Origin of the sequence: Paenibacillus prosopidis (assembly GCF_003337375.1) — a bacterium.
GTDB lineage: Bacteria > Bacillota > Bacilli > Paenibacillales > Paenibacillaceae > Pristimantibacillus > Pristimantibacillus prosopidis.
The window spans coordinates 81505-105489 of record NZ_QPJD01000015.1 but is presented as its reverse complement, the minus strand read 5'-3'; the positions used below and the strand labels follow the sequence as shown (position 1 = coordinate 105489).

Here is a 23985-nt window from a genome sequence, read left to right as displayed (position 1 = left end):
AAAATAAACTAACTTCTACTTGCCAAGCAAGTACATATCCAAGGAGGATTTATTCATGGCTAAATTCGAAAAATTCGCGCTTCCGACAGAAGGCGAGCAAATTACAATTGATAACGGTGTACTTCAGGTGCCGAACAACCCAATTATTCCTTTCATCGAGGGCGACGGCACAGGCCGCGACATCTGGCGCGCTTCGAAACGCGTATTGGATGCAGCAGTAGAGAAAGCATACGGCGGCAGCAAAAAAATTGCTTGGTACGAAGTGTTTGCCGGCGAAAAAGCATTCAACGAATATGGCGAGTGGCTGCCGGCTGATACGCTTACTGCAATCCGTGAATATATCGTTGCGATTAAAGGACCTTTGACTACGCCAATCGGCGGCGGGATCCGTTCCTTGAACGTGGCTCTTCGTCAAGAGCTTGATCTATATGTTTGCCTTCGTCCTGTCCGTTACTTCGATGGCGTGCCTTCCCCTGTTAAACGACCTGAGCTGGTTAACATGGTTATTTTCCGTGAAAACACTGAGGATATCTATGCAGGCATCGAGTACCAAGAAGGTACTGCAGAAGTGAAAAAAGTGATCGAATTCCTGCAAAAAGAAATGGGAGCCAACAAAATCCGTTTCCCTGAAACTTCCGGTATCGGTATTAAACCAGTATCGAAAGAAGGCTCGCAGCGTCTTGCCCGCGCAGCGATCGAATATGCGATCAAACACGGCAAAAAGTCCGTTACGCTCGTACACAAAGGCAACATCATGAAATTCACAGAAGGCGCGTTCAAAAACTGGGGTTACGAAGTGGCTGAGCAAGAATTTGCCGAGCAAACATTCACTTGGGGCCAGTATGACCGCATCAAAGAAGCAGAAGGTACAGAAGCTGCCAACAAAGCGCAAGCTGAAGCAGAAGCTGCTGGCAAAATCGTCGTGAAGGACGCAATCGCGGATATCGCGCTTCAACAAGTTCTTACCCGTCCAACTGACTTCGACGTTATTGCAACATTGAACCTGAACGGTGACTATTTGTCCGATGCATTGGCTGCACAAGTTGGCGGTATCGGTATCGCTCCAGGCGCAAACATCAACTACTTGACTGGTCACGCGATCTTCGAAGCCACACATGGTACTGCTCCGAAATACGCGGACAAAGACGTTGTTAACCCTGGCTCCGTTATCCTGTCCGGCGTTATGATGCTTGAGCACCTTGGCTGGCAAGAAGCTGCTGACCTTATCTATAAAGGTATGGAAGCATCTATCAACAACAAAACAGTAACTTACGACTTCGCACGCCTAATGGAAGGCGCAACTGAAGTGAAATGCTCCGCCTTCGCAGACGAAGTTATTAAAAATATGTAGTAAAAGCCTTAAAAGGCGTTTTCGAACCCTCCTAAATCCTCCCTTCCAAGGGAGGACCCCGAGGCGCTGCGCCCTCTGGACACCTGCAAGGGGGAGGGACGTTGGAAGTACAGAGATGTTTGGAAGCTTCTGATGCGGAAGAGCGCTTTCGTCCCTGCGGGACACGCTTTACGTTTGAGAGTTGGACGTTTAGTTCAGACTTATAACAAATGAAAGCAAATAACTATCAGCTCATGTGAAAGGAGACTAAGCGTCCCCTTTTGATGAGCTCATTATTGGGAGGGTTTATTCTAATGGCTATCAAACGCAAAAAGATTACGGTTGTAGGCGCTGGCTTTACGGGCGCAACTACTGCGCTGATGCTTGCTCAGAAAGAACTTGGCGATATTGTTCTTGTCGATATCGCGCCGCTTGAAAACCCGACCAAAGGCAAAGCGCTCGACATGCTAGAAGCAACACCTGTACTCGGCGTTGACGCTAGTATCATCGGTACTTCGAATTATGATGATGCAAAAGATTCCGACGTCGTAATTATCACTGCCGGTATCGCTCGTAAACCGGGCATGAGCCGTGATGACCTCGTTAACACGAATGCGGGTATCGTAAAATCCGTTTGCGAAAACGTAAAAGCGACTAGCCCTAACGCATATGTAATCATCCTGAGCAACCCGGTTGACGCGATGACTTATGCAGCATTCCAAACGCTCGGTTTCCCTAAAAACCGCGTAATCGGTCAATCCGGCGTACTGGATACGGCTCGTTACTGTACATTTATTGCACAAGAGCTGAACGTATCCGTTGAAGACGTTCGCGGCTTCGTGCTGGGCGGACACGGCGACGATATGGTACCTCTCGTTCGTTACTCGAACGTTGGCGGTATTCCAATCGAGAAGCTGATCCCGGCAGAACGTATTGAAGCAATCGTTCAACGCGCTCGCGTTGGCGGCGGCGAGATCGTTAACCTGCTTGGCAACGGCAGCGCGTATTATGCACCAGCGGCATCGCTCGTTCAAATGACAGAAGCGATTTTGAAAGACAAAAAACGGATCATTCCGGTTATCGCATTGCTTGAAGGCGAATACGGCTATGACAACCTGTTCATGGGCGTTCCGACAATCATCGGCGGCGACGGCATCGAGAAAGTACTCGAGCTTGACCTGACTGCTGAAGAGAAAGCAGCGCTTGATAAATCCGCACAATCTGTCCGCAACGTCATCCAAGTCGTAACAGCGGGCTAAGCTAAATAACGAACATAAGCATTTTATAAAATATAAGAATTTATATGTTTCACACCTATAAATAAGCTTATATTTCACCGCGAAACGAGCTTTTGCCGCCAGGACGGCGACAGCCGTTTACGCTTGAATAAATGCGTTTGGGAGGACCCTGACAGTATGCTGCCAGGGTCCTCCTTGTCTACCCCAAAAGAATTTATAAGTTTCCAAGTTGGCGGAAGAACAAATTCTATTTTGCGATAAAACCTACCTCTAAACACGGTCGCTCATCCTTGAGAGGCCTCGATAGAGGTTTTCTCATCGTGCCTAGGAGGGATACAGATTGATCGAACAGGCAAGACAAGCTTTAAAACAGATATACGGCTATGATTCATTTCGTAAAGGACAAGAGGACATCATTTCAGGCATATTGCATGGACGGGACACACTCGCTATTTTGCCAACCGGCGGAGGAAAGTCGGTCTGTTATCAAATTCCTTCGATGCTGCTGCCCGGAACGTCACTTGTCATTTCACCTCTCATATCCTTGATGAAGGATCAGGTGGATGCGCTGAAGAGGCTAGGGGTATCGGCAGCATTCCTTAACAGCTCACTTGGAGCGGCGGAGTACCGGGACGTCATGCGGAGCGCAATGCAAGGGGAATACAAGCTGCTCTATGTAGCGCCGGAGAGATTAGATGCGCCGATGTTTCAGTCGCTGTCGGAGCAGCTTGCAATACCGCTCATTGCTATTGATGAAGCGCATTGCGTATCGCAGTGGGGACATGATTTCCGTCCCAGCTACCGTCAGCTTGCCGGTTGGATTGCCAGAATGGCAAACCGGCCGCTCGTTGCCGCGTTCACAGCTACCGCCACTAATGAGGTTGCTAAAGATATTGCCGATATGCTCAAGCTTCGTAACCCGAGCGTGTTCGTAACCGGTTTTGCGCGGCCGAACTTATCGCTCTCTGTCGTTACCGGCGTCGAAAAGAGAAGGTTTCTCGAACGCTATGTAGCGGAACGCAAAGAGCAGTCGGGTATCGTCTATGCGGCAACACGCAAAGAAGTCGAAAACGTCTATGAGCAATTGACGCGAAGCGGTATCCAAGCCGGTAAGTACCATGGCGGATTATCGGACGCAGAACGGGCTCAAACCCAAGAAAAATTTCGTTTTGACGAAATTCGCGTGATGGTCGCAACGAATGCTTTTGGCATGGGGATCGATAAGCCAAACGTCCGTTACGTGCTGCACTGGCAAATGACCGGCGATATCGAATCCTATTATCAAGAAGCGGGCCGCGCAGGCCGCGACGGCGAGGAAAGTGAATGCGTGCTGCTGTTCGAGCCTGCAGACATGCAGGTGCAGCGCTTCCTAATCGAGCAAGGCACCGGTGACATGGATCGAAAGTCTATCCAGCTGTCCAAGCTTCATACGATGATGAATTACAGCCGGACACAGCGCTGCTTGCAGCAGTTTATCGTTGATTACTTCGGCGAAACCGGCGTAGAAGCATGCGGCAAATGCAGCAGCTGCCTCGACAAAAGCGAACCCGTCAATCGGACGGATGAAGCGAAGATGGCTTTATCCTGCGTTGGGCGGATGAAAGGTCGTTTCGGTGTGACGATGGCGGCTAAAGTGCTGAAGGGCTCCCGCGATAAACGGCTGCTGGAGTTCGGACTTGACCGTTTGTCTACTTACGGTCTCATGCGTCATTTGCCAGAGAAGGAAATCACCGACTGGCTCTACTGGCTAGTTGCAGAAGGATACTTAAGGTTAAGCGAAGGGCAATATCCGGTTGTATCGCTGACTGCTAACGCGCTTCCGGTTCTCGAGGGCCGTGAGCCGATCATGCAGCGGGTGCGTGCGACCGTCCGGCAGGCCGCGACTTCTGACAGCATGGGCGCTTCGCCGTTGTTTGAAGCGCTTAAGCAGTGGCGCAAGGAGAAAGCGGCCGTGGAAGGCGTTCCGCCATTCATGCTGTTTTTTGACGCGACGCTAAGGGAGATTGCTAATGTGCAGCCGCAAACGGTTGAACAGCTGCTGGGGGTAAAAGGAATAGGCGCGGCGAAAGCAGACAAATACGGTGACGGATTGCTTGAAATCATCCGGTCATTCGGGGATGAAGCAGCAGCTTCAGCAATAACGGATACGAGATACAAGCAAGCTTCAGTTACGAAAAAACGGGTGAATACAGCAGACGAGCGGGCCAGTCATTTGGCGTCACTCGAGCTATTTCTAGCCGGACAGGAGCCGGAGTCGATTGCAAAGGAAAGAGGAATGAGTAAGGTTACGATTGAGGGGCATTTGATCCGCAGCGCAGAGGAAGGGCATGAGCTTGATTGGAGCCGTATCATCCCTGCCGAATATGAGCAGCAAATCGTTGAAGCCATTCAACAGTTGGGCGCGGACAAGCTGCGTCCTATAAAGGATGCGCTCCCGGAGGAGATTGCCTACTTCGCAATACACGGTGTAATTTGCAAATATGGTCTCAAAGGTTAAGTCAAAATATAAAAATTTATAAGATTAACACTTATAAATTAGCTTATATTTCACCGCGAAACGTAAGCTGTGCCTCCAAAGGACGGCGACAGCCGTTTACGCTTGTTTGAAAAAAATCTCATTTCTGATAAACTAGTCGTATTATATGATTTTGGAAATTGCGGCTAGCTTTTTATGTTTTTCCAAAACAGGAGGAGTTTAAAAATGTTTAATGCAATGTTGTTTTTGCATGTATTAGGTGCGGTTGGAATGGGATTCTATATTGTGCTCCCGATTATGGTAGGAAGAGCTTCAAAGCTTGCTGGAGTAGGCCAAGGCGGTTTGGCCGACGGACTGTTGTCTGCAAACCGGATTGCCCAATACTTCCTCATCGTGCAGCTGCTGACGGGCGGATATTTGATGTCGCAGGCCGATTATACGGTAGCATGGATGGTTATCATTATTCTATTGTTCCTGGGTATAGCCGCACTGGGCGGTATCGTATCGAAGCCGCTAAAACGTGTAGTCTCCTCCATTCAAGAGGGACAAAGCGCGACAGCTCATATTAACAAAGCGCGCGTTATGAGCTTGATCATTCTGGTGCTTTATATCGTCATTATTTACTTCATGATGTTTCCGATGATTGAGAGTTAATAGTTATAAATAAGAACACTGTAGGAGGATTGCAAAGTGCATGAATCATCACCTCATATTATAACGTTTGGCGAATCAATGGCTTTATTTATGCCACAGGAGCATAAGTCCATCGAACGTGCCGCAACGCTTGAGCAAAGCTTCGGCGGAGCGGAAAGCAATGTCGCAATCGGGCTTGCGCGGCTGGGCTCCTCGGTAGGTTGGTTTGGCGCGCTGGGCGACGATCCATTTGGCAAAATCATCCTGAAGACGCTGCGCGGCGAAGGGGTGGACATTTCGCGGGCGCAGCTTCATGCGGATGCGCCGACAGGCATGATGTTCCGCGAGCATGTTGCGGGAAAACTTGCCGTCCATTATTTCAGAAAGCATTCGGCTGCCAGCAGAATGAAGCCTGAGCAGCTGGACGAGGAATATATTCGCGGCGCCAAGCTGCTTCATGTAACCGGTATCACTGCGGCGCTCAGCGAAGATTGCCGTAAGACGCTGCGTCGTGCCGTCGACATTGCGAAGGAAGCCGGCGTACTCGTCAGCTTTGATCCGAATTTGCGGCTTAAGCTGTGGTCGATTGAACAAGCGCGTGAGACGCTGCTGCCGATCGCGGCCGATGCGGATTACTTTTTGCCGGGCTGGGACGAGCTTAAGCTGCTTTATGATACCGACGATTACGAGCATATTAAAGAACAGCTGAATCAGTTGAAGGCTGTCAGCATTATTAAAGGCAAAGGCGATACGACAGTCATATTAAATAATGGGCAAGAAGAAAGCCTGCCTTTCTATCCGGCTGAGCAGGTAGTCGATACGGTAGGGGCGGGAGATGGCTTCTGCGCAGGCTTCCTGGCAGGTATTATGAAGGGGATGACGCCTGTTGAAGCGGTGCGGCTTGCCAGTATTAACGGCTCGCTAGTCGTTCAAATGCGCGGCGATTGGGAAGCGCTGCCGGAGTGGAATATCGTCGAGCAGCGCTTGTCTGCCAAAGCATGGGTGGAGCGCTGACAATGGCGGATGGATACGGCTCCAAGGGACAGCGTCGCCGGGAGGCGGTGCTGCAGCTGCTCAAGCAGCAGGGACGGGTCACGATCCCAGAGATGGTCGAGCGTTTCGGCTGCTCCGAAGCGACGGCCCGCAGGGATCTCGAGCAGATGGAAGCGGACTATCCGGTCATCCGCACAATTGGCGGCGCGATGTATGACGGCATGCATACGGTGCGCGAGCTTCCTTTTGCCGAGAAGGAAGGACTGTCCATTTTGGAGAAGGAGCGTATTGCCGAGCTGGCTGCATCTTTAATTACCGAAGGGGATGTCATCGGTTTATCCGGCGGGACGACCAATTTCTTAATTGCGAAGACATTAAAGTCCCGCAAGGGAATAACGGTAGTGACCAATGCGGTTAACATTGCAATGGAACTGGCGGGCAGCCAAATTCAAGTTGTAGTGACAGGCGGTATTATGCGGCACAACAGCTTCGAGCTATGCGGTCCGCTCGGTGAAGGAATGGTAGGAAACTTGAATATCGGCAAAATGTTTATCGGCGTCGATGGTATTTCTGCCGCCGGCGGCATTACGACTTATTCCGAGCAGGAAGCGCAAATTGCGAAAGCGCTAATTAAACGTTCGCAAGAGACGTACGCCGTATTTGATCATACGAAAACAGACCGGACGTCGCTATTTTCCATCGCTTCATTATCTGAGCTGCGCGGAGTCATTACCGATGTCCCGCTTTCCGAGGAGCTTGCGGCTCAAATGGAGGCGTATGGCATTTCTGTACATGTAACAGGGTAGTAAAAATGAAAAAGACGGTATCCTCTTACTATAAGAGATACCGTCTTTTTGTCCTTCGGTTTGGAGAGTACAATCCCTTCGTCCCGGCTAGATGAACAGGAAAAGCTCCCACTATTCTTTATGTTTTGATGTTATATCTAATTTAACAGGAATTCCTTCCTCTGATTCGGCAAGTTGCCCGTGTAGAAGGGATTTTCCGCTCGATTATCGGGAGGTTTTCCATCAATATGATCCCAGAGAGCGCATGCGGGCAAGATTAGCAGGAGGTTTTCCAGTTCATGTAGCCGGACGCTTATTTCACCGTATTCTCATAAACGGAACGGCCTTGCACCCATGTCCGGCGAACGTTGAACTGCGCGTCGGTCCAGACGAGATCGGCTTGCTTACCGACAGTAATCGAACCGGTGCGGTCACTGATTCCAAGCTGTTTTGCTGCATTGCCGCTTGCCATACGGCTCACCTCTGGTAAGGACAAGCTCGTATGATCGAGCATGAAGCGAAAGGCACGTATCATTGTCAAGCTGCTGCCTGCCAGGGCATTGCCTTCGCGCAGACGCGCGACGCCTTGCTTCACGACGACGGTCAAGCCGCCTAGCGCGTAGTCTCCGTCCGGCATGCCTGCTGCCGAAATGGCGTCAGTTATTAGAATGACTTTATCCGCCGGCTTCGCTGCAAGCAGCAGCCGGATTGCTGCGGTATGAACATGCTCGCCATCGGCAATCAACTCGGCATAAATGCGGTCGTCGGTAAGCACGGCACCAAGCGTTCCAGGCTCACGGTGGTGTAAGCCGCGCATCGCATTGTACGTATGCACCGCATGGGAAAGTCCGGCGTCCGCCGCAGCTTCTATTTCAGTGTATACAGCATCGGTGTGCCCGCAAGCAGTAATTATTCCTTGTTCAGCAAGCCATGAGATCATTTCAATAGCCCCCGGCTTCTCTGGTGCCAGTGTAAGCAAACGAATGAGATCCGGCCATTCCGAATGCCATTTCTTCAGCCAGTCGAGCTGAGGGTTTTTGATGTGGGCAGGATTTTGCGCGCCGGGCCACTTTTCGCTTATGAATGGACCTTCCAAATGAACGCCATATAGAGCGGCAAAAGGCATTTCAGTTGATCGGTACTCTGCTGCTGCCTGAAGCACCGCTTCAATCGCTTCTTTGGAAGCGGTCATCGTCGTCGCCAGCATTCCTGTTGTTCCTTGCGAAGCATGAAACCGGGTAATCGTATCGTAGCTCTCGCGGTCCGCATCCATAAAGTCTGCGCTAAAGCCGCCATGAACGTGAATGTCGATAAAGCCGGGCAGCAGCCATCCGCCTTGTCCGTCAATTGACTCTAGCGATTCGGCAAGCTCTGCTTTATCCATGCTTTCATGTGAAATAATCCGTTCTATGCGGCCATTCAGAACGATGACACTTCCCGTCACCACACGATCCTCTAGTACGATATTAATATTGCGAATGAGCCAGTTAGCAGAGCTGCTATTCATTTAATCCAACATCCTTCCTGCCTCGCGATCGAGCAGTACGATTACACGTGCATGTGTTTGAAGCAATGAAGCCGGTACACTTGTCGTAATTGGGCCTGTCAGCGCTTCTTTTACAATTTCCGCTTTATCAGCTCCGCGAACGGCCAATACGATGGTGTCTGCCTTCAAAATCGAGCCTACACCCATCGTAACCGCATAGGTTGGAACTTCGTCCATGGAAGCAAAGAAGCGAGCGTTCGCTTCGCGGGTTTCATCCTTCAGCTTCACTGCGTGCGTACCGCCGGATAAGTTGACATCAGGCTCGTTAAAACCGATATGTCCGTTATGGCCGAGGCCAAGCAGCTGAATGTCGACTGGTTGGGCTTCGAGCATCGCATCATAACGTATGCACTCCGCGTCAATATCATCCGCCATCCCGTTCGGCAAATGCGTCCGGTCTTCCGGGATATCGATATGCGAAAATAAATGCTTGTTCATGTAATACGCATAGCTTTGGTCGTTTTGCGGCGGCAATCCGACGTATTCATCGAGATTGAAGGTCGTCACGCTGCTGAAGCTTACTTTTTTCTGATTGTACAACTCTACCATTTTGTCATAAATTCCGATAGGTGTCGATCCTGTTGCCAGCCCCAATACGGCGTTTGGTTTTTGGTTTACGGTATTAACGATCAGCTCTGCGGCGTACGCGTCTAATTGCTGCTGAGTATCAAAAATGATAATTTCCATGTATGTGCCTCCTCGGTGGATTCGTTGATTTTATATTATATGAATTTCGACGGATTAACAATAAAAAATGATTGTAAAAATCAATTTAATGATTGCAAAAATCATAAACGGACAAATAGCTTCGTGGATGTTCAAATCCACAGGGCTTGGGAGCGAGATATGAAAAAATATGCTATGCTTGTACGTAGCCGGCTAAGTGTAAGATTACCTAGCCCTAAGCGCAAACTAACGATGTTGTGAAAAGATAGAGAAGCGAAACTGGAGCTGCACCGCTATAAAAGGCATCAGCCGTTTACGCTTGGGAGGAACAAGCATGACAGTAGAACAACAAGCAGCTACCGCGAAGCGCAAAGGAGAGCATATACGCATTTGCTTACAGGAGCAAGTGAATAGCGTAGGTATTGAGACTGGGTTCGAGAGGTACCGGTTTAAACATAATGCGCTGCCGGAGCTGTCCTTTCATGAGGTGAAGCTGAGTACGGAATGGCTCGGCAAGAGGCTGGGAGCTCCCTTGCTTGTCAGCTCCATGACAGGCGGTACTGATGAAGCGGGAGCCATTAACCGCCGATTAGCGATTGTGGCTGAGGAGCGGGGATGGGCTATCGGGCTCGGCTCCATGCGCGCAGCAATAGAGAACGAGGAGCTGGCTGCCTCGTTCTCTATTCGAAAGGATGCTCCTACCGTACCTGTCATCGCAAATATAGGCGCGGTACAGCTTAATTATGGATTTGGTGTAGATGCTTGCCGAAGAGCAGTTGAAATTGCAGAGGCAGATGCGCTCGTACTGCATTTGAACAGTATGCAGGAGGTATTTCAGCCGGAGGGCGACACTGATTTTCGCAGCTTGCTATCGGCAATTGAGCAGGTATGCAAGTCAATTGGCGTGCCTGTCGGCGTGAAAGAGGTTGGCTGGGGAATCGATGGAGATACGGCGGCCGCGCTTGATCGTGTTGGCGTCGCATTCATTGATGCTGCAGGCGCAGGCGGAACATCATGGAGCCAGGTGGAGAAATACCGGTCGAATGATTCGCTTCGCAGACAGGCGGCAGAAGCTTTTGCCGATTGGGGCATTCCTACTGCTGAAAGCATCGTGGAAATTCGCAAGCAGCTGCCGGCTGCGAGCGTTATTGCGAGCGGCGGCTTGCGTAATGGAGTGGATGCGGCCAAAGCGATCGCTTTGGGCGCGAACTTGGCTGGCTTCGGGCGCGTTTTGCTCCCGCAAGCAGCTAACGGTAATAGCGAAGTATCAATAGAACAGTTGAAGCTGCAATTCGAACGGATTGAATTTGAACTTCGGACAGCGATGTTTGGTATCGGCGCAGGAACAATAAGTGAACTGCGGCAGACGAAGAGGCTTATTCCTAGATTGGAATAAGCAGTACAAGCTTTCTTAAACGGCAGAGGGTTAGCTCTATGAGCAGTCCCTCTGCCGTTTATTTATTCGAGTAGGTTCCCTTTGATAACGCTCTGATTTATACCGCTGCGAACAATTAAGCCCGTCTCCTTGAAATAGAGTCTTTATTTATGAAACCTTTGGAAGGACTATGATCCAGTGAAAGCTTTTTGGACTCGGGCGTATGAATGATTAACGCCAGCAGCGCAATGGTAACGTAAACTGAAGCAGGCTGATAAACTAAGTAGACATCCTCCCACTTTGGTCCGAATTTATTCTTATATTCATACAGCCCCTTAAAGTTATACAGCTTGCTCCCGTACTTGTACAGCAGCTTGCCTATGATAAAATCGCCCGCGTTGGCTAAGGGAGCCATGCCCAAGCTGCAAAGGGCATAGTTATGCTCCCTGGCCCACAAGAATAGCGAAAGAAACAGAACATCCATTGTGCCGTGCGGGCATGCTTTCGTATAACGCATGAGGTCTACGGTTATTCGCCGGCGAACGGAGTCTTCTTCCTGACCCGTAGCAAATTGACGATGATCACCTGCGACCGTCACGAACGCCTCGTAATTTTTATCTGGGCCAACCAACACTGCAACAGGAAATCGGCTCACGTATTCCGTTGCAAAAGACCCCACGGAGAAGCTTTTTTCCTTCCGATTACTGAGCCATTCATCCGATATGGCTTGAAGACGCTTCAGGAATGAATCGGAATAAGGCGGGAACAGAACCTCGACGGAGAAGCCGTTACGTTTAAATTTATTTATACGATTGCGCAGCTTAAGCCAGTGCTTGCCATTCAAATGAAAGCTGGACAAATCTACTTGAGCTTCTTCTCCGATTTTGGCACAGTGCAGCCCAAAATGCTTATAAAGCGGCAGATATGAGGATTTTGCCTGATAAAATACCGGCATACATTTATTTTCATAGCAGTTTGCAATAAACTGCTCGATGACTTGTCTAATGGACTGGGGTTTCCCAATAGGGTCGCCAAGCACAATTCTTCTCTTCCCGACCGAACGGTACACGATTAAAGCCTCGTAATCAGAATCCCAGAACCATTCCTTATCACCAAGGTAATATAAATGAGTGTGTGAAGTGTGTCCGCAGCTTTCAAGCAGTTGCTTTAGACGTTTTTCAGAAGTGATATCGATCATGGAAAAATCCTCCAAGTTGCTGTATCTGAGCTGTTGTCAGTATCGAATTATGTCTATCGAGCTTACGTTAGCAATTTGTATTATAGAATAGAATATAGGCCGATGGGAATCTATTTTGCGAGCATAGCGTAATTCAAGTACAATAAGTAATCATAACGATTTACATAGCGGACGACCGATAATGAAGGAGAGCACGGACATGAAAGCATGGTACGAACAAAGCTTTGGCACTGATTATATGCTCGTTTATAAACATCGTAATTGGGAAAATGCGAACAAAGAAGTTCATTGCATGATCGATTGGCTGCAGCTGCCGCAGGGCGCCGAGGTACTGGATATCGGCTGCGGCATGGGAAGGCATGCGCTCGCGCTATCAAGCTTAGGCTATACCGTAACCGGTATCGATTTATCGGATATATTACTTGAGGAAGCCCGTCGACATGATGAGACTGGCACAGTTAAATGGGTGCAGGGCGATATGCGCGCGCTGCCGTTCGAGGCAGGCAGCTTTGATGCGACGGTTAATTTGTTTACCTCATTCGGATATTTCTCGATAGAAGAAGATAACGTTAACGTGCTGCGGAATATTCGGAAAGTGCTTCGCAAAGGCGGATCATTTTTAATCGATTTTTTAAATCCGGTCTATGTGGAACGGCATTTGGTTCCTCGCTCCGAGCGGCGTGATGCGTATACGGGTTTGCTTATTGAAGAAGTTCGGTCGATTGAAGACGGCTGGGTGCAGAAGGAGATCACGGTATCCGATCCTTATAAGCAAGATGAGCCGAGGCAATATTTAGAGAGAGTCAGGCTGTTTTCACTCGAGTGGTTTGAACGGAATTTGGCGGAATGCGGACTTGCTTTGGAGCAGCTGTACGGGAATGTTGACGGCTCCGGGTATGAAGCAGCCACATCTCCTCGCATGATTATGGCAGGGAGGGCGAGATGATGAGTGGAGAGCAAGGCGAGTTTAGCTTGTCCGCGAGAACGGACGAAGTAGCAGTGGATTCAGTGATATGGCATGGGGAATGGGTTCAGGTGAAGGTACCTCTGCCATTTTCGTTAAAATGGGTGAACAGCTACCTCTTCCCTGAAGAAGAAGGCTATACGCTGATCGATCCAGGATTACGGACGGATGAAGCGATCCGTGTATGGGATGCCGTTCTGCACAAACTCGGCCTGCAGTGGACAGATATTACCCGTATCCTATTGACGCATCAGCATCCCGATCATTATGGCTTGGCTGGATACGTGCAGCAAAAAAGCGGCGCGCCGGTGTTCATATCGCGTCTCTCCCATGCTTATGCGGTTAGATTATGGGGAGGAAGCAGTGATTTTTCTGAGCAATTGCAGGCTCTGTATGGCAAGCATGGGATGCCGTCCGAGTTAAGAGAGGCTATCGGGGAGAATCTGGAAACCTTTGTCGCAATGGTGTCGCCGCAGCCGAAGGTAACCTACATCGAAGCAGGCAGCAGCATCGCAATTGGCGGAATGGACTGGCTGTTGATCGATGCTCCGGGTCATGCAAACGGACAGCTTTGCTTCTATGAGCAGGAGCGGGGCTGGATGCTCTGCGGCGACCAAGTGCTGCCGCACATTACGCCGAATGTGAGCGTCGTGCCGGGAGAGGGAGGAGATCCGCTGGAAGCCTTCCTTACTAGCTTGGAAGAGCTTAAAGCTTATGAAGTCAAGCTTGCATTTCCGGGGCACCGTGATCCATTCACGGATTTCACCGGCCGCATCACGGAGCTGCAGCAGCACCACGAGCGCAGGCTTGAGCGGATGGTTGCGATGCTCGCGGAAGAGCCCCGCACCGCTTTCGGGATGTGTGAGGTATTGTTCGGCAGCCGACTTCGCGAAAATCCGCATAATCTACGATTTGCGATGTCGGAGACGATCGCTCATCTGGTTTATCTGGAGAGGCGGGGGCGGATTGCTTCCGCTGTCGTGGACGGCGTTCATCAATATGCCGCAACCTTACTTTAAAAGTCGTGGAAGAAAAAGGGCTTTTCCTTTAGGCAGATTGCCTCAAGGAAAGCTCTTTTTTTAAAATATAAGAATTTATATGTTTCACACTTATAAATAAGCTTATATTTCACCGCGAAACGAGCTTTGCCGCTAAGGACGGCGACAGCCGTTTACGCTTGTTTAACACACATAATATAGTTTTATGATGATTTAATGAAGAATGCAAAATATATATTGCGACATATATAAATATATGATACATATTAAATAACGGAAAAACCTCATCATGCACATTTATTACTTATTCCGTCATAAGAGACCAGAGGGAGATTGGATAATGGAGAGAGAATTGGCACTGGAACTTGTACGTGTAACGGAATTGGCTGCGCTGGCATCCGCACCATGGATGGGGAGAGGCGATAAGAATAGCGCAGACGGTGCGGCAACTTCGGCGATGAGGGCGATGTTTGATTCGGTTTCGATCCGCGGAACGGTCGTTATCGGCGAAGGGGAAATGGATGAAGCGCCAATGCTTTATATCGGGGAGGAAGTCGGCAGTCTTAACGGTCCCGAGGTGGATGTTGCGGTTGATCCGCTTGAAGGTACGGAAATTGTAGCAAAGGGCTTAAATAATGCGATGTCAGTTATAGCGGTTGCAGGCAAAGGTCAATTGCTGCATGCGCCCGATATGTATATGGAGAAGCTTGCATTCGGTCCGGCGCTTGTAGGGAAGCTGAGCATTACCGATCCTATGGAAGTGACGCTTCAAAAAGCGGCAGATGCATTAAACAAGAAGGTTTCGGATTTAACCGTCATGATTTTGGACCGTACTCGTCACGAGTCTATTGTGAAGGTGCTGCGCAAGGTCGGCGTCCGTATCAAGTTTTTGTCAGATGGCGATGTAGCTGGCGCTATGGCTCCCGCATTTCCGGAGGCGGGTATCGATTTATATGTTGGTTCAGGCGGAGCGCCAGAGGGCGTATTGGCGGCAGCAGCGTTAAAATGCCTGGACGGAGAGTTACAGGCGCGGTTGATGCCAGCGGACAGCAATGAATATAATCGCTGCGTCCAGATGGGAATCGAGGATCCGTACCGGGTGCTCACCATGGAAGATATGATTGGTACGGGAGATGTTTATTTTGCGGCAACAGGCGTAACGCCCGGCGAGTTTCTCGGTGGTGTACATTATTTCCCGGATCAACGGGCCGAGACGCATTCCATCGTCATGCGCGCGAAGACGAAGACAATCCGGTACGTACGTTCACTGCACTATTTACCGAATAAGCCGTTTCTAAATAATGATAATAAATAGAAAAATAGGGGCTGCTCCTGCTGGTCGAAGACCGAAGGAACAGTCCCATTTCTTTATTATCGCCTATGAAAAAAGGAGCAGCGAATGTCCGTTGGACAAGCTGCTCCTTCTGCTATCGTTTGATTGCCTTAATCGAGAGGAGGCTGCGTGACGCCTTCTCTTTCTGCCTGTTTGCGGTGAGCGATCCGGCTTGCCGCCGATGCGGCTATCGCGCCGACGATATCATCCAGAAACGTATGGATTTGACCGTCGCTCTTATCGTTCAGCCTGACCAAGATACCGGGCTTCAGCTTATCGATATAACCGAAGTTTGTAAAGCCAATGCTGCCGTATACGTTAACAATTGACAGCGCCAAGATTTCATCACAGCCGTAAAGCCCCTCGTCGTATTTAATCATATCCTGCAGCGGCGCCATCAGCTTGCCTTCTTCAGCGAGAATATCAAGCTGAATGCCAGTCAATACCGCATTCTGCACCTCGCGCTTGGATAGGACGGCATCGACATGCACAATGCATTCCTCCGGCGTTAGGTCAGGGAAATAATCCTTTTGCAAAAAGTGAACGAGCTCAGCGATCGCCAGCTTCGTTACTCCGCGCTTAACGAGCCATTCATCTGTTGCATCCGCGACCTTGCGGCTGTTGAGGCTGTAAATTTCCGGATTGGACATGTTTCTGTTCCCCCTCATGATTTTATGTGGACAAAACTGGTCTAAAACAGGGAAGGGCTCGTATACATAGTACTACAAATAAGGAGTTGTACAAAGCCGCCAGGCAAAAAATGATTAGGGAGGAAAGACGAATATGATTCAAAAGAGATGGATTCGGGGCGCTGCGATTACCGGTGTATTGGTGCTGCCCCTTCTGACAGCCGGATGTGGATTATTTTCACAGGAGACAGGCAAATCGATTGATCCGCCGCAGGTAGAGGTAAAAGACGGAATAGACGGTGCTGGAACCGGACAGGCTTCCCCGCAAGGCGAAGAAACGCAAATGACCGTTTACCTGCAGGACCGGAACGGCTATTTAGCGCCAATCTCATTGCAGACCGCGCTTGGCACCAATGAAGTTGCAGCCCAGAAAGCACTTGAGATGATGGTTGAAAACGGTGCTTATGCCGACCAGCTTCCTGAAGATTTCCATGCGGTAATACCGCAAGGAACACAAATTAAACAATACAAATACGACAAAGAGCAGAAGCTGGCTATCGTTGAGTTTTCAGAGCCCTTTGCCGATTATAATGCTCAAGACGAGCGGAAAATCGTTGAAGCGATCACGTGGACACTAACGGCAATGACGGGTATTGAAGGCGTCGAAATCTGGTATGAAGGTGCGAAATTACCGGAAATGCCAGTCGACGGCTTCCCGCTGGACGATACGCTCACCAGGGCGGTAGGGATCAATATTGAAGCTGCCGACGGCGTAAACTACGCGCAGTCCACGCCGGTAACGCTCTACTTTTCAGCACAGACCCAAAACGACGAGCAATACTACGTGCCTGTTACCCGCCTTATTGCCCGCACGGAATCGACGGCTCAGGCTGCTCTCGAGCAATTGATCTCAGGCCCGCTTAATAAGAAAGAGCTGACCAGCGTCATTTTGCCGGACGTACAGGTGAAGAGCATTGAAGAAAAGGATGATATCGTTACCGTTGATTTGCAGGATGAGGCATACGAAGCTGGACAGAAGGTACCGGCGGAAATGCTGCAGGCTCTTGTCCTATCCATCACTGAAAATACAGAAGCAACCAGCGTTCAAATCAGGCTCAATGGAGAAACAAACATCGTAGATGACGCTGATAAATCCTATAGCCAGCCAGTCGGCAGACCGCATCATGTCAATGCAATCAAATCGTAAATCATGAATAACAGGACGATTAAAAGGGGGACGGGCGTCTCCCTTTTTTCTTTTTCCAAAGGATCGGATGCAATTCGTATGGCACTTTGGTAAAATAGGAAAGATTATAGAGTGGTTCGTTTTAGAATAAGATTATGTGGCGTAGTGGGAAAATCGTTCTAAAGAAACGAAGTGGTCGTTTCTTGTTCCCGGATTTTTACCGCTAAATGTCTTATTAAATGCAAAAAAATCTGGGAACGAAAGCGATCGTAAGGATGATTTACCCAAATAGCCATTTGTAATCAGCGAACTTAATGATGAAAGAAATACTCAGGAGGCTACTTACATGCGAATTGACGGTCGGCAAACGAACCAGCTTCGGCCGGTAACAATAACGACAGGTGTAAATAAATACGCGGAGGGCTCGGTCCTTATCGAGGTTGGGGATACGAAGGTCTTGTGTACAGCAAGCGTTGAGGAACGTGTTCCGCCATTTATGAAGGGACAGGGCAAAGGCTGGATTACGGCTGAATATGCGATGCTCCCGCGCGCGACTCACTCACGCAACATTCGCGAGGCGGCAAAGGGGAAGCTCACCGGAAGAACGATGGAAATCCAACGGCTGATCGGACGCGCACTGCGCTCGGTTGTTGATCTGCAGGCACTCGGAGAGCGGACGATAACGCTGGACTGCGATGTCCTTCAAGCGGATGGCGGCACGAGGACGACTTCTATTACCGGCGCATTCATTGCCCTTTCGCTCGCGATTAACAAAATATCGGAAAAAGTGCAATTCGCAAAATACCCGATCACCGATTTTCTGGCATCTGTCAGCGTCGGCGTCATCCAGGAGAAGGCGCTGCTTGATCTTAATTATGATGAGGATTCGAAGGCGAAGGTCGATATGAACGTCGTTATGACCGGCAGCGGCAAGTTCGTAGAAGTGCAGGGAACAGGTGAAGAAGCGCCATTCTCGCGCGATGAGCTGAACCAATTGCTTGCACTCGGAGAAGCGGGGATCACGGAGCTGATCATCAAACAAAAGGATGTGCTCGGACCGCTCGCGGCTCGTATCGGAGGTTAATTTTTTATGTCGATCCCATCAATTCTTTCGCATGAGACCATCGTTATTGCGACCAAAAATGCCGGCAAGGTGAAAGAATTCGCCCATGCACTGGAGAAGCTTGGCAAAAAGACGGCAAGCTTGCTTGATTACCCGCAAATTCCGGATATTATTGAAGACGGATTAACGTTCTTGGAAAATGCCCGGATTAAAGCGAAGACGACAGGCGACGCTCTCGGTGTACCTGTGCTGGCTGATGACTCAGGCTTACGGGTGGAAGCTTTAAATGGTGAGCCGGGCGTCTACTCCGCCCGTTATGCAGGTGAGGGAGCGAAAGACAGCGACAATAACGCGAAGCTTCTGAAGCAGCTGAATCTTATACACGCGCGCAGAGAAGCTTTGGCTGTGGAGCTACTGCCTGACGGTTCGCGTCTGCTTAGCAAAGCGGAGTTCGTATGTGCGCTTGCTTTGTATGATCCGGCGACAGGAAAGTTTCTGGAAGCGGAAGGTACAGTGGAGGGCTGGATAACGGATCAGCCTCATGGCACAGGCGGCTTTGGTTATGATCCGCTATTTTGGCTTCCTGGCCTCAGCCGCGGAATGGCGGAGCTTACGAAGGATGAGAAGCAGCAAATCAGCCATCGCGGCGAAGCTCTGAAGAAGCTGCTTCCGCTGCTGGAGCAAGCGCAATAGCTTGAACAATAGAACAACCCCGAATGCATGAAGCCTTAATTGGCTCGAAGCAGGCAGGGTTGTTTTTTTTATCCAATTACTACTTTATATTGTTTGAGCCACAAATTCACCTGATAAAGATAGGCGAACAGCTGAGGGCCGGACATGAGCTGGCCGAACCAAGGAATGTTCGAACTCGCTGATTCCGACTCAGCAAGCTCTCTGACCTTCTTTACATTAATAAGCGGTAGGAGCGGGGAGGTTGGATCATTCAGCACTTCAAGCAGCAGGCCTTTAACGGCAGCTAAATAATTCGGATTATGCGTTTTTGGATAAGGGCTTTTTTTGCGGGTCAAAACATCATCCGGCAATACTCCGCGCAGCGCCTTGCGCAAAATGCCTTTTTCCCGGTCACCCGACGTTTTAATTTCCCAGGGGATGTTCCACACATATTCGACCAGGCGGTGGTCACAAAATGGCACCCGAACCTCGAGGCCAGCGGCCATACTCATCCGATCCTTCCGGTCGAGCAGCGTAGGCATGAAGCGGGTAATGTTCAAATAAGACATTTGCCGCATTTTTCTGAGCTGCTCATTTTCTCCGTCTAGATGAGGTACCTCCGCAATTGCCTGCGCATACCGGTCACCGATATAATCGAGCGGCTTAATCCACGCGGCAACGTCCGGTGCCAATAAATCGGCGCGCATTGCGGAAGCGAGCGACCATGGGAAGGTGCGTGCATTAAGCGCTTCTTCGCGGTGAAACCAAGGGTAGCCGCCGAATATTTCATCAGCCGCCTCACCGGATATGGCGACAGTAGCATCCTTCTTGATTTCATGACAAAAAAGCAGAAGCGACGCATCGACATCAGCCATGCCGGGAAGGTCGCGGGCGAATGTAGCGTCCTTTAATGCCCCGACAAGCTCAGGCGTATCGAATTGAATGGAATGATGAATGGTGCCTAGGTGTGAGGTCATTCTTTCAATCCAAGGCGCATCGCTGTTCGGTTGAAAGGCGTGAGCCTGAAAATGCTTGTCGTTGTCCGTATAATCGACCGAGTAGGTGTGCACATTTCCTTGATCGTTCTGGTCGTAATAGCGGACGGCGAGCGTCGTCAAGGCACTGGAATCAAGACCGCCTGACAACAGCGTGCAGACTGGCACGTCCGAAACGAGCTGGCGCTCAACGGTATCCTTTAGCAGCTCCCGAACATGCTCAGCTGTTGCTTCCGTGTCCTGCTCATGGGGATTGCTCTCCAGCTTCCAATACGTAACGGTCTTAACGCCTGCATGATTGACCGACATACATTGACCGGGTCTGAGCTCGCTAATATGTTTATATACGCCATGACCTGGTGTACGGGCAGGACCAAGTATAAAGATTTCGGCTAATCCTTCCGCTCCTACATCGGGTTTTACCGCTGGATGCGCCAATATACATTTTTGCTCCGAGCCAAAAATAAATAGACCGTCCTGCGTGCTATAGAACAAAGGCTTTACGCCAAGCCGGTCGCGCGCAAGAAAGAGCTCCTGCTCGGCAACATCCCATATGGCAAAAGCAAATATCCCGTTAAAACGCTCTACGCACGCTTTCCCCCATTCCATGAAAGCGACAAGCAGCACTTCCGTATCACAATTCGTCGTAAACGCTCTTCCTCTGCTTTCCAATTCCTTCCGAAGCTCAAGAGCATTATATAATTCGCCGTTATACACAACGACATATTTGTCATCGCCGGTATGACGAATCATAGGCTGGGCTCCGTTTTCAGGATCAATAACGGATAAACGCCGATGCCCTAAGGCGCAATGCGCCGATATCCACGTGCCGGAAGCGTCGGGACCGCGCGGTGCAAGAGTGTCGGTCATCTTCTCTAAGCTTTCGCTTTGCTTAGTCAGATCACGGTTCCAATCGATCCAGCCGGTAATTCCACACATCGATCTCATTCCTCTCTTTAGCTGGTCTCCAGTAGCGATAATATCAGTTATATGCTGAAAAAAGGGATAAAATGTCTGTCCGACGGGGGATGCTAGAGGTAGCTGCAAAAGTATGGGAAGCAGGAAAGGAGTCAGGATTTATGAAAGGTGACGAAGCTGTAAGCAGTGAACGAAAGCCCTATTACGTATCGGTTCAAGCGGGGCAAATTTTAGAGGATCCGCAAGCGGCCGCATACGAGCTTGAAATTTTGGCGAACGAGGAAGAGTACACCCGGCTTCGGGAGCAGTTCGATGAGCTGGCGAGCATGGATGAAGCGCAAGCCTTCCATTTTGTCAGCCATCCTTATGGCTCTGCCAGCGAAATGGAAATGAATAACGGATATGACGAAATTATTAAACGAATTTACAAGCAGATCTATGAATACGGGACGGAAACGACGAGGCAGCATATCGACAAGATGCAGCTGTTATAACGATACATGCGGGAGGTAATAGAAGTTGCAAGTAATAGAGGCGCATGTAAGAGGTGCCGTCCAGCAAGGCGGCATTCGATGCGGTGAGGTAGAGGTGACAACCGATGATGCGAAAGCTCCAGTTGTTCTTGCTTACTTCTCGCAGTCCGAGGATAATGACTTTGATTTGCAGGCGATTGTACGAAATGAAGCGGACACAAAGACAGATTGGTTCGACAACAATATGCATCAAGCATTTGAGGACATAACGATCAGCGCCTTCCGCAACATTAATATGAAGACGGATTGGGGAGCGCGCGAATCGTTTAAAGTGCAGGTGCTGTCCAGCGGCCGTGTGCGGGAAGAGCTTGCACGGCTGCTTGAACAAACGGAGTGAAAGGAGAGGCTGTTCCTACGGATCATTTCCGAATGGAACAGTCATTTTATTTTTACATACTTTTAGAGCGGTCGATTCTATTAAAAAGGCGTAATAAATGATATAATTCTACAAAAAATAGTGGAGGCATATCGTTTTGCAAAAGTTGGTTTTTTTCGTCGGAGTGGCAGGCACAGGCAAAACAACCGTAGCTAGAAAGCTGGCGGATCGCATTCCTGCGGCGTTTCTCGACCGGGATACAATTGGCGGCAGATTCGTTGAGGCCATTTTGGAGATGAACGGTCTGGACAAAAATGACCGTGATTCTGATTACTACAAACGGAATTTACGCGATTTGGAATATGATACGGCCAAAGACGTTTGCATCGAAAATTTGGCAGCAGGCCAAAACGTATTTATGATTTCGCCTTTTACGGCGGAGCTTAAAAATAAGCAGTGGATTGAAGAGGTCATCAGCGCAGCAGGCCTGAAGAAGCAGGACGTGGACGTGAGTGTAATCGTTGTAACGCTGCTGGATATGGGCATGCAAAAGGAACGCATTATCGGCCGTCAAACCGAGCGCGACCAATGGAAGCTGAACAATTGGGGAGATTTCGAAAAACGTATCGATTTTGTACCGCAAATCAATTGGGATATTCCGCAATCATCGATTCTCATATTCGACAACAGCGGTGAATTGACTCAGGAGAAATCAGAGCAGCTCTATCAGTTTATTAACGAGAAGCAGCCTTCGTTAACGTTGTAATGTATCGCAGACCGTCCCCGATTGCCGGGGAATTGGCTGTGAAGTAACCGCCAATCGAATTAAATACAAACCGAAAAAACCTCCCTCAGATAATATTCGCTGAAGGAGGTTTACTTATATGTAATGGTGTTTATGAAAATTAGAATGGCGTCCCAGAAGAGATTCGAACTCCCGACCGACGCCTTAGAAGGGCGTTGCTCTATCCAGCTGAGCTACTGGGACACGAATAATAATATACCATATGTGAATCGTTTATTGCAAGCAAATATGTATATTTTTTTTCAAGCCGCTTCATTTTCTCGAAAAAAGAGTGAAATGGCGGTGTTTGTTTTTTCTTTTGACTCGGCATGGTATAATCGTACGCGAGATTAGTTGAATGATCAAACGGCGTGACAATAAGGCGGTGTTACCATAACGACTCCCAATGACACACAAGGCGACAACAAGGATAACGTTTATTTGTTCCCTAGCATGCTGGACCATTATCAGGTACAGCTGACTCGTATGCTAGAAGCGGAACAGTATGGGGAGGCCAAGGAGCTGCTTCGCTTTTTGCTGCAGTGCCAAGGCGAAGACGAGCGCCATTACGAAGAATGGGACAGCCTTCTGACTTGGCTCGATATGGCTTTTCCAGAAGATGGATCAAGCAGGGATGACACTGGCTTCATCATGGCAAATGTGGATAAGGATGATGAGAATGAGGCATTGATGCGCGAACAGATTCTGAATCCTCCTGATCAGGATGAGGCTTATGTGAACCAAGTGCTGTATATCATGCAGCATCATCCGATGATAGACCAGCAAATGCTTGCTCTGGAACGTGCGGCATATGTTCAAGCAGAAGATATTAATGATACCATTATCGAATGGCTAATGACCCAGCAAGTACATCCAGTCGTTCAGTTTAAGGCGCTGCAATGTCTGCGTAAGAGAGGAGCTTCCGGAACGGTTACGATCGAGAGACTGGGAGAGATAGTGGAGCTGGAAATGGATGCTACTCCGCTGTCTATGGATGATTTTCCTGAGCCAGTTAACCGTATTTTAAATCGGACGGAGCAGGTCGCCGAGGTAGATGATCCGACACTTCCTCATTTTGCCAGGGAGCTATGGAAAGAAAGCCTGCAATTTTTGTACGGCACGGCTGCTTATCATTGGATGCTGAGGGAGGATGAGGATACGGTCGACTGCTTTGCTGCTGCACTGCATTTGACGCTGCTGCTCACCGTGTACGGCTCAGCCAACGATGACGATATTCGCGATACATATGGCATTACCGAAGGATTAAGATTTCGTTATGAGCAAGCATGTAGAGCTCTGAGGCAGGTTGCCTTATTGCAGCAGTCCGGAGATGATGAACCTCAGTCTTGAAAAG

22 protein-coding genes and 1 tRNA gene are annotated in these 23985 nt (G+C 49.4%); 17 read left to right on the top strand and 6 right to left on the bottom strand.

Features of this window, described 5'->3' with window-relative positions; translation table 11 throughout:
• Positions 1–55: 55 nt before the first annotated feature.
• The 6 genes from icd (at position 56) to DFP97_RS22105 (ending at position 7476) form a co-directional block, all read left to right on the top strand.
• Entirely contained in the window at positions 56–1351 is a 1296-nt protein-coding gene (gene icd / locus DFP97_RS22130; protein ID WP_114382418.1) for an NADP-dependent isocitrate dehydrogenase, read from the top strand.
• A gap of 293 nt (positions 1352–1644) precedes the next feature.
• Positions 1645–2589, top strand: coding sequence for a malate dehydrogenase (gene mdh / locus DFP97_RS22125; protein ID WP_114382417.1), 945 nt, complete (start codon positions 1645–1647; stop codon positions 2587–2589).
• A 319-nt stretch (positions 2590–2908) separates the two neighbouring features.
• Positions 2909–5065: a DNA helicase RecQ gene (recQ, locus tag DFP97_RS22120; protein WP_114382415.1), complete on the top strand. Its 2157-nt coding sequence runs from the start codon at positions 2909–2911 to the stop codon at positions 5063–5065.
• A 204-nt stretch (positions 5066–5269) separates the two neighbouring features.
• Positions 5270–5698, top strand: coding sequence for a hypothetical protein (locus tag DFP97_RS22115; RefSeq protein ID WP_114382413.1), 429 nt, complete (start codon positions 5270–5272; stop codon positions 5696–5698).
• A 36-nt stretch (positions 5699–5734) separates the two neighbouring features.
• Complete coding sequence (locus DFP97_RS22110; protein ID WP_114382411.1) at positions 5735–6691, top strand: sugar kinase; 957 nt, start codon at positions 5735–5737, stop codon at positions 6689–6691.
• A gap of 2 nt (positions 6692–6693) precedes the next feature.
• Positions 6694–7476 (top strand): DeoR/GlpR family DNA-binding transcription regulator, encoded by a 783-nt coding sequence (locus DFP97_RS22105; protein WP_114382409.1) that lies wholly within the window; start codon positions 6694–6696, stop codon positions 7474–7476.
• A gap of 292 nt (positions 7477–7768) precedes the next feature.
• Here DFP97_RS22105 and nagA read toward each other — a convergent pair whose 3' ends face one another.
• Positions 7769–8962: an N-acetylglucosamine-6-phosphate deacetylase gene (gene nagA, locus DFP97_RS22100; protein WP_114382407.1), complete on the bottom strand. Its 1194-nt coding sequence runs from the start codon at positions 8960–8962 to the stop codon at positions 7769–7771.
• A complete protein-coding gene (gene nagB, locus DFP97_RS22095; RefSeq protein WP_114382406.1) occupies positions 8963–9688 on the bottom strand; it encodes a glucosamine-6-phosphate deaminase in 726 nt (241 codons plus the stop codon).
• A gap of 313 nt (positions 9689–10001) precedes the next feature.
• Here nagB and fni point away from each other — a divergent pair, with 313 nt between their 5' ends.
• The gene (gene fni / locus DFP97_RS22090) at positions 10002–11063 is read left to right on the top strand and encodes a type 2 isopentenyl-diphosphate Delta-isomerase (protein ID WP_114382404.1); all 1062 of its coding nucleotides are present in this window, start codon (positions 10002–10004) and stop codon (positions 11061–11063) included.
• Positions 11064–11178: 115 nt separating this feature from the next.
• Here fni and DFP97_RS22085 read toward each other — a convergent pair whose 3' ends face one another.
• Positions 11179–12240: a phosphatidylglycerol lysyltransferase domain-containing protein gene (locus tag DFP97_RS22085; RefSeq protein WP_114382402.1), complete on the bottom strand. Its 1062-nt coding sequence runs from the start codon at positions 12238–12240 to the stop codon at positions 11179–11181.
• Positions 12241–12439: 199 nt separating this feature from the next.
• Here DFP97_RS22085 and DFP97_RS22080 point away from each other — a divergent pair, with 199 nt between their 5' ends.
• The 3 genes from DFP97_RS22080 to glpX all read left to right on the top strand — a co-directional run bounded on the left by DFP97_RS22080 (position 12440) and on the right by glpX (position 15517).
• Entirely contained in the window at positions 12440–13186 is a 747-nt protein-coding gene (locus DFP97_RS22080; RefSeq protein WP_114382400.1) for a class I SAM-dependent methyltransferase, read from the top strand.
• On the top strand, positions 13183–14223 hold the full coding sequence (locus DFP97_RS22075; RefSeq protein WP_245976528.1) for an MBL fold metallo-hydrolase: 1041 nt from the start codon (positions 13183–13185) through the stop codon (positions 14221–14223). The genes DFP97_RS22080 and DFP97_RS22075 overlap by 4 nt, the downstream gene beginning before the upstream one ends.
• A 319-nt stretch (positions 14224–14542) precedes the next feature.
• The gene (gene glpX, locus DFP97_RS22070; protein ID WP_114382397.1) at positions 14543–15517 is read left to right on the top strand and encodes a class II fructose-bisphosphatase; all 975 of its coding nucleotides are present in this window, start codon (positions 14543–14545) and stop codon (positions 15515–15517) included.
• Positions 15518–15645: 128 nt separating this feature from the next.
• On the opposite strand, the gene DFP97_RS22065 is transcribed toward glpX, so the two are convergent.
• Positions 15646–16185, bottom strand: a complete 540-nt coding sequence (locus tag DFP97_RS22065; protein WP_114382395.1) for a phosphatidylglycerophosphatase A family protein — start codon at positions 16183–16185, stop codon at positions 15646–15648.
• Between the two features lie 133 nt (positions 16186–16318).
• Between DFP97_RS22065 and DFP97_RS22060 the strand changes: the two genes are divergently transcribed.
• From DFP97_RS22060 to rdgB, 3 genes are all read left to right on the top strand, one after another.
• Complete coding sequence (locus tag DFP97_RS22060) at positions 16319–17371, top strand: GerMN domain-containing protein (protein WP_114382393.1); 1053 nt, start codon at positions 16319–16321, stop codon at positions 17369–17371.
• Positions 17372–17696: 325 nt separating this feature from the next.
• Positions 17697–18434: a ribonuclease PH gene (gene rph / locus DFP97_RS22055; RefSeq protein WP_114382392.1), complete on the top strand. Its 738-nt coding sequence runs from the start codon at positions 17697–17699 to the stop codon at positions 18432–18434.
• A gap of 6 nt (positions 18435–18440) precedes the next feature.
• Positions 18441–19106, top strand: coding sequence for an RdgB/HAM1 family non-canonical purine NTP pyrophosphatase (gene rdgB / locus DFP97_RS22050; RefSeq protein WP_114382390.1), 666 nt, complete (start codon positions 18441–18443; stop codon positions 19104–19106).
• A gap of 68 nt (positions 19107–19174) precedes the next feature.
• Here the strand turns inward: rdgB and asnB are convergent, their stop codons facing one another.
• Positions 19175–21019 carry an asparagine synthase (glutamine-hydrolyzing) gene (asnB, locus tag DFP97_RS22045; protein ID WP_114382388.1) on the bottom strand — a complete coding sequence of 615 codons (1845 nt, stop codon included), beginning with the start codon at positions 21017–21019 and terminating at the stop codon, positions 19175–19177.
• Positions 21020–21159: 140 nt separating this feature from the next.
• Between asnB and DFP97_RS22040 the strand changes: the two genes are divergently transcribed.
• From DFP97_RS22040 to DFP97_RS22030, 3 genes are all read left to right on the top strand, one after another.
• A complete protein-coding gene (locus DFP97_RS22040) occupies positions 21160–21492 on the top strand; it encodes a hypothetical protein (protein WP_114382386.1) in 333 nt (110 codons plus the stop codon).
• 25 nt (positions 21493–21517) lie between these two features.
• A complete protein-coding gene (locus DFP97_RS22035; protein WP_114382384.1) occupies positions 21518–21868 on the top strand; it encodes a hypothetical protein in 351 nt (116 codons plus the stop codon).
• A gap of 136 nt (positions 21869–22004) precedes the next feature.
• Positions 22005–22613: a P-loop nucleotide/nucleoside kinase family protein gene (locus DFP97_RS22030; protein WP_114382382.1), complete on the top strand. Its 609-nt coding sequence runs from the start codon at positions 22005–22007 to the stop codon at positions 22611–22613.
• Between the two features lie 145 nt (positions 22614–22758).
• Here the strand turns inward: DFP97_RS22030 and DFP97_RS22025 are convergent.
• Positions 22759–22835, bottom strand: a tRNA-Arg gene (locus DFP97_RS22025).
• A 237-nt stretch (positions 22836–23072) separates the two neighbouring features.
• Between DFP97_RS22025 and DFP97_RS22020 the strand changes: the two genes are divergently transcribed.
• The gene (locus DFP97_RS22020) at positions 23073–23981 is read left to right on the top strand and encodes a hypothetical protein (protein ID WP_245976526.1); all 909 of its coding nucleotides are present in this window, start codon (positions 23073–23075) and stop codon (positions 23979–23981) included.
• Positions 23982–23985: the final 4 nt, after the last annotated feature.